Source organism: Saccharomonospora azurea NA-128, from assembly GCF_000231055.2.
In the GTDB taxonomy this organism is placed as follows: Bacteria; Actinomycetota; Actinomycetes; order Mycobacteriales; family Pseudonocardiaceae; genus Saccharomonospora; species Saccharomonospora azurea.
This window is the reverse complement of the sequence record NZ_CM001466.1, coordinates 2,742,319-2,750,542: the sequence shown is the minus strand read 5'-3', so window position 1 is coordinate 2,750,542 and position 8,224 is coordinate 2,742,319. Positions and strand designations below refer to the sequence as shown.

The 8,224-nt window shown below is 71.4% G+C and carries 9 protein-coding genes and 1 pseudogene; 3 read left to right on the top strand and 7 right to left on the bottom strand.

The window, feature by feature from the left end; translation table 11 throughout:
• The 3 genes and pseudogenes from SACAZDRAFT_RS23375 to dusB form a co-directional block, all read right to left on the bottom strand.
• Window positions 1-510 (bottom strand): annotated as a pseudogene (locus SACAZDRAFT_RS23375) (hypothetical protein); the annotation flags it as partial.
• Between the two features lie 227 nt (window positions 511-737).
• The gene (locus SACAZDRAFT_RS12330) at window positions 738-1,472 is read right to left on the bottom strand and encodes a winged helix-turn-helix transcriptional regulator (RefSeq protein WP_005442077.1); all 735 of its coding nucleotides are present in this window, start codon (window positions 1,470-1,472) and stop codon (window positions 738-740) included.
• 65 nt (window positions 1,473-1,537) lie between these two features.
• Window positions 1,538-2,686 carry a tRNA dihydrouridine synthase DusB gene (dusB, locus tag SACAZDRAFT_RS12325; RefSeq protein ID WP_005442076.1) on the bottom strand — a complete coding sequence of 383 codons (1,149 nt, stop codon included), beginning with the start codon at window positions 2,684-2,686 and terminating at the stop codon, window positions 1,538-1,540.
• 314 nt (window positions 2,687-3,000) lie between these two features.
• Between dusB and SACAZDRAFT_RS12320 the strand changes: the two genes are divergently transcribed.
• Entirely contained in the window at window positions 3,001-3,420 is a 420-nt protein-coding gene (locus SACAZDRAFT_RS12320; RefSeq protein ID WP_005442075.1) for a winged helix-turn-helix transcriptional regulator, read from the top strand.
• A 15-nt stretch (window positions 3,421-3,435) separates the two neighbouring features.
• Here the strand turns inward: SACAZDRAFT_RS12320 and SACAZDRAFT_RS12315 are convergent, their stop codons facing one another.
• Together SACAZDRAFT_RS12315 and SACAZDRAFT_RS12310 are read right to left on the bottom strand one after the other, a co-directional pair.
• Window positions 3,436-4,017 (bottom strand): hypothetical protein, encoded by a 582-nt coding sequence (locus tag SACAZDRAFT_RS12315; protein ID WP_005442073.1) that lies wholly within the window; start codon window positions 4,015-4,017, stop codon window positions 3,436-3,438.
• Window positions 4,018-4,203: 186 nt separating this feature from the next.
• Entirely contained in the window at window positions 4,204-4,788 is a 585-nt protein-coding gene (locus tag SACAZDRAFT_RS12310) for a superoxide dismutase family protein (RefSeq protein WP_005442070.1), read from the bottom strand.
• Between the two features lie 169 nt (window positions 4,789-4,957).
• Between SACAZDRAFT_RS12310 and SACAZDRAFT_RS12305 the strand changes: the two genes are divergently transcribed.
• The gene (locus tag SACAZDRAFT_RS12305) at window positions 4,958-5,851 is read left to right on the top strand and encodes a DMT family transporter (RefSeq protein WP_040927977.1); all 894 of its coding nucleotides are present in this window, start codon (window positions 4,958-4,960) and stop codon (window positions 5,849-5,851) included.
• Window positions 5,848-6,312, top strand: a complete 465-nt coding sequence (locus SACAZDRAFT_RS12300; RefSeq protein ID WP_005442067.1) for a DUF6328 family protein — start codon at window positions 5,848-5,850, stop codon at window positions 6,310-6,312. The genes SACAZDRAFT_RS12305 and SACAZDRAFT_RS12300 overlap by 4 nt, the downstream gene beginning before the upstream one ends.
• A 13-nt stretch (window positions 6,313-6,325) precedes the next feature.
• Here SACAZDRAFT_RS12300 and SACAZDRAFT_RS12295 read toward each other — a convergent pair whose 3' ends face one another.
• The gene (locus SACAZDRAFT_RS12295; RefSeq protein WP_005442065.1) at window positions 6,326-7,420 is read right to left on the bottom strand and encodes a hypothetical protein; all 1,095 of its coding nucleotides are present in this window, start codon (window positions 7,418-7,420) and stop codon (window positions 6,326-6,328) included.
• 30 nt (window positions 7,421-7,450) lie between these two features.
• The coding region (locus SACAZDRAFT_RS23795; RefSeq protein WP_005442058.1) for a helix-turn-helix transcriptional regulator at window positions 7,451-8,224 on the bottom strand (774 nt) is incomplete at its 5' end.

The window sequence follows — 8,224 nt, the reverse complement described above, 5'->3', positions numbered from 1 at the left end:
GAGGACGATCCGGCTGCCGGGGCGCGTGGTGGAGGGCGGCGGTTCGGGTGCGCTCGGCCGCCCGTGGCGCCCGGTGGTGTGCGTCGGGGGCGGCGGGGCGACCGGAGGCATGGAGGGAATCGACGCCGGTGGCATCGCGGGCACCGACGGGGGCGACACCGTCTGGTGCGGAGAGGACGGCGGTGTCGGTGGCGTGGGTGGCGTGGACGGAGCCGGGTCGGCGTCCTCGGCCGGAAGGTCGTCGCTGCCGTGCCGCGAGTGGCGCGGCAGCACCGTCTCGTCCTCGGCCGCGGCCCGTCGACGCTGGCGCGCCGACCGCGTCCGTCCGTTGGACTCCGACGCCCCGCGCTCGGCGGCGTGTCGCGCGAGCATCTCGGCCACGCTGATGCCGCCCTGGCTGTCGAGCGCCCGGCGCCGCTTCCTCTCGGCCTCCTCGCGGTTGCGCTGCGCGCGTGCTCGCCATTCCTCAGCCTGAGAGGTGAGGCCGGGAGTGCCGTGATCGTCGGACACGCACGCTCCCTTCGCTCAGGTTGCCCTGTGGGGCTCCCACATCTGCTTGTTGATCGTCGCGAGGACGGCTTTCGTTATCGTACGTATATCGGCCGTTTGTGACGACACCATGGCGTGAGCTTTTTACTCAGCGTTGCCGTACTGGACGGTACCGCTCCACGCAGGGTGGTGTATTGCCTCCCACATTCACGTGGACGGCGCAGTGTGCGTTCACTGTTCGTGCTGGTCTAACGCTCGCTGTCGAGGCCCGCGAGCGACCTCGTCGGCGACGGGTCCAGGGCGAAGACGGTACCCAGGATGTCGGTGGCGGACGGCTCTCCGGACACGGTGAGTGTGCCCTCCGCGAGGGCTTGGGCGGGTGTGATCTCCCTCGCAAGCATCGCCCGCAGCCTCGGCCCGATCGTCAGGACGGCGTCGGGAGTCCTGGTGGTGTCGGTGGTGTCCTCGGTGTCGGAGGTGTCGGAGGTGTCGGACGCACTGCCTTCCCACGCGGTCAGCACGCCGTCGTTGATCCGGGCGGTGACGACGACGTCGCCCACGCGCAGCTCGACGATCAGATCGAGCCCCACCGCCGCCTCCGGCCGGAACGTCGCCCGCAGCGCGGTGATGATCGAATCCGGGGTGACGAGGTCGTCCTCGTGCGGATCGCCGAGCGTTCGGGCGCCCCACCGCCCGAGTGCGAGCACGATCTCGTCCAGCTCACGCCCGTAGTCGGTGAGCTCGTAGACGACCGCGCTCGCCGGTCGGGGAAGGACCCGCCGTCGCACGAGGCCGTCGGCTTCGAGTCGCTTCAGCCGCGCCGACAGGATGTTCGTGGGAATGCGGACGAGCCCGCGGCGGAGTTCGGTGAACCGCTTGGGACCGACGAGCAGGTCGCGAACGATGAGCAGGGTCCAGCGTTCGCCCACGAGTTCGACGGCGTGGGCGAGACCGCAGTACTGCCCGTAGCGTCGCTGGCCCATGGTGTGAAGGCTACCCCAGCCTGGCGCGAATGAAGTGTGCTTGCGTTTGGCAAGCGGACTCCTGGTCAGCCGCCCGAATGCATCATGTCGGCGCCCTCGGGCACGCACGGGTCGTACGGATCGTCGAGCCACCCGTACGGCAACGTGACCTTGCCCGGTGAGCCCTGGCGGCCCCGCGGGCCGAGCGCGTCGGTGGGAAACGGCGCGTCGTGGTCGAGTTGCGTGATCAACTCGTCGAGTTCGTCGAGCGACGACACCATCGCGAATCGGCGTCGCAGCTGCGAGCCGACGGGAAAGCCCATGAAGTACCAGGCCATGTGTTTGCGGAGGTCGCGCATCGCCTTGTCGGGCCCGTCGTGCTGCACGAGCAGCTCCGCGTGGCGACGCAGCACGCGCGCGACCTCGCCCAGGTTCGGGCCCTCGGGAATCGGCCTGCCCGCGAACGCTGCCTCCAGCTCGCCGAACAGCCACGGCCTGCCGAGGCAGCCGCGCCCGACGACGACGCCGTCGCAGCCCGTCTCGGACACCATCCGCAGTGCGTCGTGGGCGGTGAAGATGTCGCCGTTGCCGAGCACGGGGATGCTGGTGACGGCCTCCTTCAGGCGCGCGATCTGCGACCAGTCGGCCTTGCCGGAGTAGCGCTGGGCGGCGGTGCGCGCGTGCAGTGCGACCGCGGCGGCGCCCTCGGCCTCGGCGATGCGGCCCGCGTCCAGGAAGGTGTGGTGGTCGTCGTCGATGCCGACGCGGAACTTCACGGTGAACGGCACTCCGGCGGACTCGGCCGCCTCCACCGACGCCCTCACGATGTTGGCGAACAGGGTCCGCTTGTACGGCAGGGCCGCGCCGCCGCCCTTGCGCGTCACCTTGGCGACCGGGCAGCCGAAGTTCGCGTCGATGTGGTCGGCCAGACCCTCGCCGACGATGATCTTGACGGCCTCGCGCATGGTTGCGGGATCCACGCCGTACAGCTGCATCGACCGGGGCTTCTCGTCGGGTCCGAAGGTCATCATGTGCATGGTTCCCGGGTGCCGCTCCACCACGGCGCGAGCAGTGATCATCTCGCAGACGTAGAGGCCCGCGCCGTACTCCTGACACAACTGGCGGAACGCCACGTTCGTGATGCCCGCCATGGGAGCGAGCACGACCGGGGGATCGACCTGGTACGGGCCGATCCGCAGGGCGGGCTTGGGCAGGATCGCGGTCACGCCCTCCATTGTCGCTGGTGGCGATGGCGATCGAGTGCGTGGGTCTCCGGCGCCGGAGCCGCTCGGTTCACCCGGCCGGTGTACCCGGGCGCCGGCCCAGCAGCAGTGCCGCCGCCAGTGCGGTGAGTGCGAGTCCGCCGCGACGCCGAACGCGAGCCGGTATCCGTCGAGCAGGGCGAGGCGTTCCGGCACGCCCTCGGCCGCGGCGTCGCCGCTGCGCACGGAGGCGACGACGAGCAGGCTCGCCAACCCCAGCGCCCCACCGAACTGCTGTGTGGTGTTGAAGAGTCCCGAGACGACGCCCGCGTCCGAGTCACAGGGATGTGTCCGTCGAGGTCGGCGTGGGTGCGGGACGGACCGCCGACACGGCCGCCACGAGCGACACCGCCGCCGAGGCGTTCGAGAAGGAAGCCTGTCCACTGGCCGAGGTGCTCGATCACGTGGCCGGGAAGTGGAGCATCGGGGTCCTCGTCGCCGTGGCGCACGGGCCGGTGCGCTTCACCGAGTTGGAACGGATCGTGGAGGGCATCAGCAGGCGCATGCTGACCCTGACGCTGCGCAGGCTGGAGCGGGACGGCCTGTTGATCCGCACCGTGTACCCGACCGTGCCGCCGAAGGTGGAGTACTCACTCACCGACATGGCGCGCGAGCTGCACGGCACGCTGCGGGCGCTGACCGAGTGGGCCGAGCGGCACCGGGGCGAGATCGCCGCGGCCCGGGTGCGCTACGACGCGGCGCGCTAGCGGCCCGGGTACCGCCTACTTCCACACGACGACGTCGACCTGGGTCTCGCCGCTCGTCGCGACGATCGTCATCCTGAAGATCCGCCCCTCGTACGTTCGCCCGCAGATGTGGTTGTTCTCCACGACGGGGTTGATTCGGCTCACGCCCTCGTCGGCCACCGCGGCGGCGCAGTCGTCCTTGCCCGGGACCCCCGCGCTCTTCCAGACGGTGAAGGTCGCCGCGTCGCCGTGCGATTCCAGCGCGTCGATGAAGATCTCGACGTAGCGGCCCGCGGTGTGCGTGGGTGGCAGGACGTCGAGGTTGTAGCCCTTCGCGTTCGAGTCGAACGTCAACTCACCCGCCCAGTGCACGGCGGGGTCGGTGGGGGTGCTCGTCTCGCCGCCCACCTGCTCGTCGGGCGCGTTCTCGGTGACCGTGACGGTGGCGGTGTCGTCGGGGCCTCGCCCCGGGTCCCCGCGATCCGGGGCGGTGGACCGGCCGAGGATGAAGCCCGTACCCGCCAGCGCGGTGATGAGGGTGGCGACAGCGGTGATCCACTTCGGTCCCAGTTCTCCCCAGCCGGACCTGGCCTTCCTGTCGTCCGCGTCGTCGTCCATCTGCCCCTGCCTTGGTCACCGAGGTGTCACCGTATGTCAGAGGAAGGGTGATGCACAGCGGCCGAAACGGGGATCGGCACGAGAAAGGCCTGCGGCGCATCGGGGTCGCGCCGCAGGCCTGTCGACGTCGCGCCGCAGGCCTGTCGACGGTGTGGAGCTCAGACGGACACCGTGTCTCGGCGTGCCTCAGAACGGCACGTTGATGCAGGCGAGGCGGTTTCCGGCGGTTCCGGCCTCGCCCTCGGAGGTCGAGGTCGTGCGTTCGTGGATCACCACGGAGGCCGGGCGCCGCTCGTCGAACGTCCACGCGACCTCCGACTTCGCCGAACCCGCCCCGTAGGAGTCGGTGCGGAAGTCGAGCCAGATCTCGTTTTCCGCGTTGGCGTAGGCGGGGTCGGTCGACGGCTGCTTCGGGTCCTGCACGTGCTGGTAGTGCGAGCCGGCGGCGGCGCCGGTCGGTCCGCACGGCTTCACGTGCGCGTGGGCGCCGTAGGCCCGGTGCGGCGACAGCCCGTACACCTCGAGTTCGGTGACGGTGTCGGACTTCGACCGCCGCACCGCGACACCGGCCAGCGCGCCCACCGGCACGAGCCTGGCGTCGTAGGTCACGGCCTTGCCGTGGTGGTGGTCCTGGAACGTGGTGACCACGGCGGTCAGCCGGTTGTCGTCGGTGGACGCGGCGGACGCGCCGGGCGCGCCGGGCGCGGTCGCGACGGTCATGGTCGCGGCGGTGACGAGCGTGGTCAGAACGGCGATGATTCGAGAGCGCATGGTCTGTCCTAACCAGCTGCCCGGAGGGGCCGCAACGCGAATCACACGTCCGAGTACGTCTCAGTTTTCTGAGCTCGTGCGGAGCCGTCGAGGCGTCGGCTCGTAGCCTGGGTGCGTGCCGACATCGTCTGAACCGGTCCGAACCGGCCACTCCGATCGCACCTGGCTCGTGGCCATCGCCGCGGCTCTCTGGGGAACCGACGGTCTGCTCAGGCTGCCGCTGGCGGGAGAGCTGCCCGCCGCCTCCGTGGTCTTCTGGGAGCACGTGATCGTCGTGCTGTTCCTGCTGCCGTTCCTGCCGTCGGCGTTGCGGGCGCTGGCGCGGTGCGGCTGGCGGGAGTGGATCGCCGTCCTCGTCATCGGCGGCGGTGCGTCGGCGCTGGCCACGGCGTTGTTCACGGCGGCGTTCCAGACCGGCGATCCGGTGACGCCGCTGGTGTTGCAGAAGCTGCAGCCGCTGTTCGCGATGCTCGCCGCGTTCGTGGTGCTGGGTGAACGGCTGCGCGCCGGGTACCTGCTGTTCGCCGTGCCCGCGCTGGTGGGTGCGTGGCTGCTGGCGTTCGCCGATCCGCTGCAGGTGCAGGTGTCGGCCCTGCGCACGGCGCTCCTCGCGTTGGGGGCGGCAGCCCTGTGGGCAGGCGGAACCGTGCTGGGGAGGTTGGTGTCGGCGAAGCTCCGGCCCCGTGACGTCACGGCGCTGCGGTTCAGCGTCGGCCTGCCCGTGGCCGCGGTCATCGTGGCCGCGCAGGGCAGCCCGTTCGCGGTGGGCTGGGACAACGCGCTGGGGCTCGTCCTGCTGGCGGTGGTGCCCGGACTGCTCGCGCTGAGCCTCTACTACGTGGGGATGCAGGCCACGCCCGCCGCGCGGGCGACGCTGGCCGAGCTCGCCTTCCCCGCCACCGCCGCGATCATCAGCGTCACCGTGCTCGACGCCGTCCTGTCGGCCACGCAGTGGCTGGGGTTGGCCGTCGTGGTGTGCTCGGTGACCGCGCTGGGTTGGCACGAGCGGTCGCGACCGGACCCCGTGGTGGTCACCGGAGAGCCGGTGAAGGTGAAGACGTGACCGACCGCGGCGAACCCCGCCACCAGCAGCTCGCGCGCAACCTCAACGAGCTGCTCGCCGAACTGCGCGTCGCCCAGGCGGGCGTGCAGATCCTCTTCGGTTTCCTCCTCGCCGTGGCGTTCACCGAGCTGTTCCGCGCGGCGAGTGGGTTCGAGAAGGGGCTCTACCTGGTGACGGTGTTGTTCACCGCGACCGCGACGGCCCTGCTCACCGCGCCCGCCGCGTGGCATCGGCTCCTCTTCCGGGAGGGGCAGCGCACCCAGATCCTGCGGGTGGGCAACCGCGTGGTCGTCGCGGGGTTGGTGTGTCTCGCGGTGGCCGTCACGCTCACGGTCGCCCTCATCGTGAAGGTGATCTTCGGGGGCGTCGTGATGGCAGTGCTGGCGGCGTTCGTCGGCGGCACGTTCACGGTGCTCTGGTTCGTGATGCCCCGCGTCCTCCGGGGCAGGCGACCGGAGTGAAACGCCCGACGGGCTAACCCTCGTCGGCGTCCCGGTCGTCCTCGTCGGTGAGGTACGGGTGCGGCGTCGTCTCGCCGGCGTCGGCACGCGGCTGGAACCAGCTGTCGAAGAGCAGGTCGTCGGACAGCTCGAACTCGGGGACGGAGTAGAGCAGGTCCAGGTCGAGTCCGCCCAGCGCGTGCGCGTTGAACGCCGTGTACACGCCGTCGACGTCGTCGGGATCGATCACCTCGGCGAGATCGAGCTCCACCTCGGCGCGCGACTCCGCGATCCGCAGCGCGAGCGCCTCGGCCACCGACAGGGGACCGCGCCACCCTTCCCGGGTGAGCCGGTGGCCCAGGATCGCCGTGGTGACGAGGAGCTGCTTGGCGAACAGGGCGGTGTACCGGTCCGTGTACTGCGGCGGCAGCTCGTCCACCGCCCACAGCGCCTCCACCTCGTCGGCGGTCGCGTCCTCGTCGTCCAGCAGTTGAACGTCGCCGAACAGCTCGTCGGTGAGCATCTCGACGCCGTGCATGAGCGCCCCGGCCACGTACCGGGCCTGCTGCTCGTCGAGGTCGCCGAAGGCGCCCAGGTCGAACGCGCGGAGGAGCTCGCCCGCCCGGAGCAGGCTCGCCCTGCGGTCCTGCAGCTCGGCCTCCGACCTGGCGGCCTCGATGTCGTCGACCTCGTCGGAGCCGAGCACGTAGGCGCGCCCCACCACGCCTTCGGTGAGGTCGGCGGGCAGCGTGTCGGGCACCTCGCCCGGTTCCAGGGACGCCGCGAGTGCGCTCGCCAGCTGGTCGTCGGTGGCCGTCACGGCGCAGTGTTTGACCTCCCAGCCGGCGAGCAGATCGGTCTCGTCGACGATCTGTTCCAGCACGGCGCGGGTGGCCTCCTCGGCGAGCGCCAACGCGGGCGCGTCCAGCAACCAGTGGACGACGGCGCCGTCGAGGTGCGCTTCGAGGGAGTGCTCGATCGGGATGATCTCGATGCCGTCCGGGCCCTCGATGCTCGCGAGGCTGGTCAGCCGGTCGTCGAGCAGGGAGACGACGCCGACCTGCTGCAACGGGTCGAGGTCCGGTGCCTCGGGTGGGGACGCGAGTTCGGCCGTGAGTTGGTACTCCACGTTGCGCAGTGTGGCACGGCCGGCGCGGCCTCAGCCGGGCAGTCCGAGCCGGGCCAACTCGCGGCGCGAGGCGACCCCGAGCTTCGGAAACGCCTTGTACAGGTGGTAGCCGACGGTGCGCGGACTGAGGAACAACCGTTCGCCGATGGCGCGGTTGCTCAGTCCGTCCGCGGCGAGTCCGACGACGCGCTGTTCCTGCGGGGTGAGGCGGGCGATCAGCTCCGACGAGCCCGCGGCGTGCGGGCGGAGCTGCTCCCCGCTCGCACGGAGTTCCGTCCGCGCTCGCTCCGCCCACGCTTGCGCCCCCAGCTTCTCGAAGATCGTGCTCGCCGTCCGGAGGTGAGCACGGGCTTCCGTGGTCCGACGTCGACGGCGCAGGAACTCCCCGTACCCGAGTTCGGTGCGGGCGCGGTCGAAGGCGGCGTGCGGGTCCCGCCGGTGCAGGTCGACGGCCCGCGCGTACAACGCGTCCGGTTCGTCGGCGCAGCCCTCGGGCGCGCACTCGGCGAGCAACGCCCGCATGCGCAGTGTCACGGCCCGGGTCCGGTCGGTCCCGCTGTGCCGGGTCGCCTGCGCGTACGCGTCGACGGCGTCCCGGGCCCGGTGCCAGCGGCGGTGCCGGGCGGCCGGGTCGGTGTCCGCGTTGTGTGTGCGGGCCGTGGCTTCGGCCAGCGCCGCGGCGGTCGGCAGCCACCCGGTCACACCACCGCGTGGCGCGGCGTCGAGGTGGTGCAAGGCCGCGTCGTGGCGACCACGGCCGAGGTCGAGCAGGGCGAAGGCGTGGCTCGCATCCGCCAGCGACGC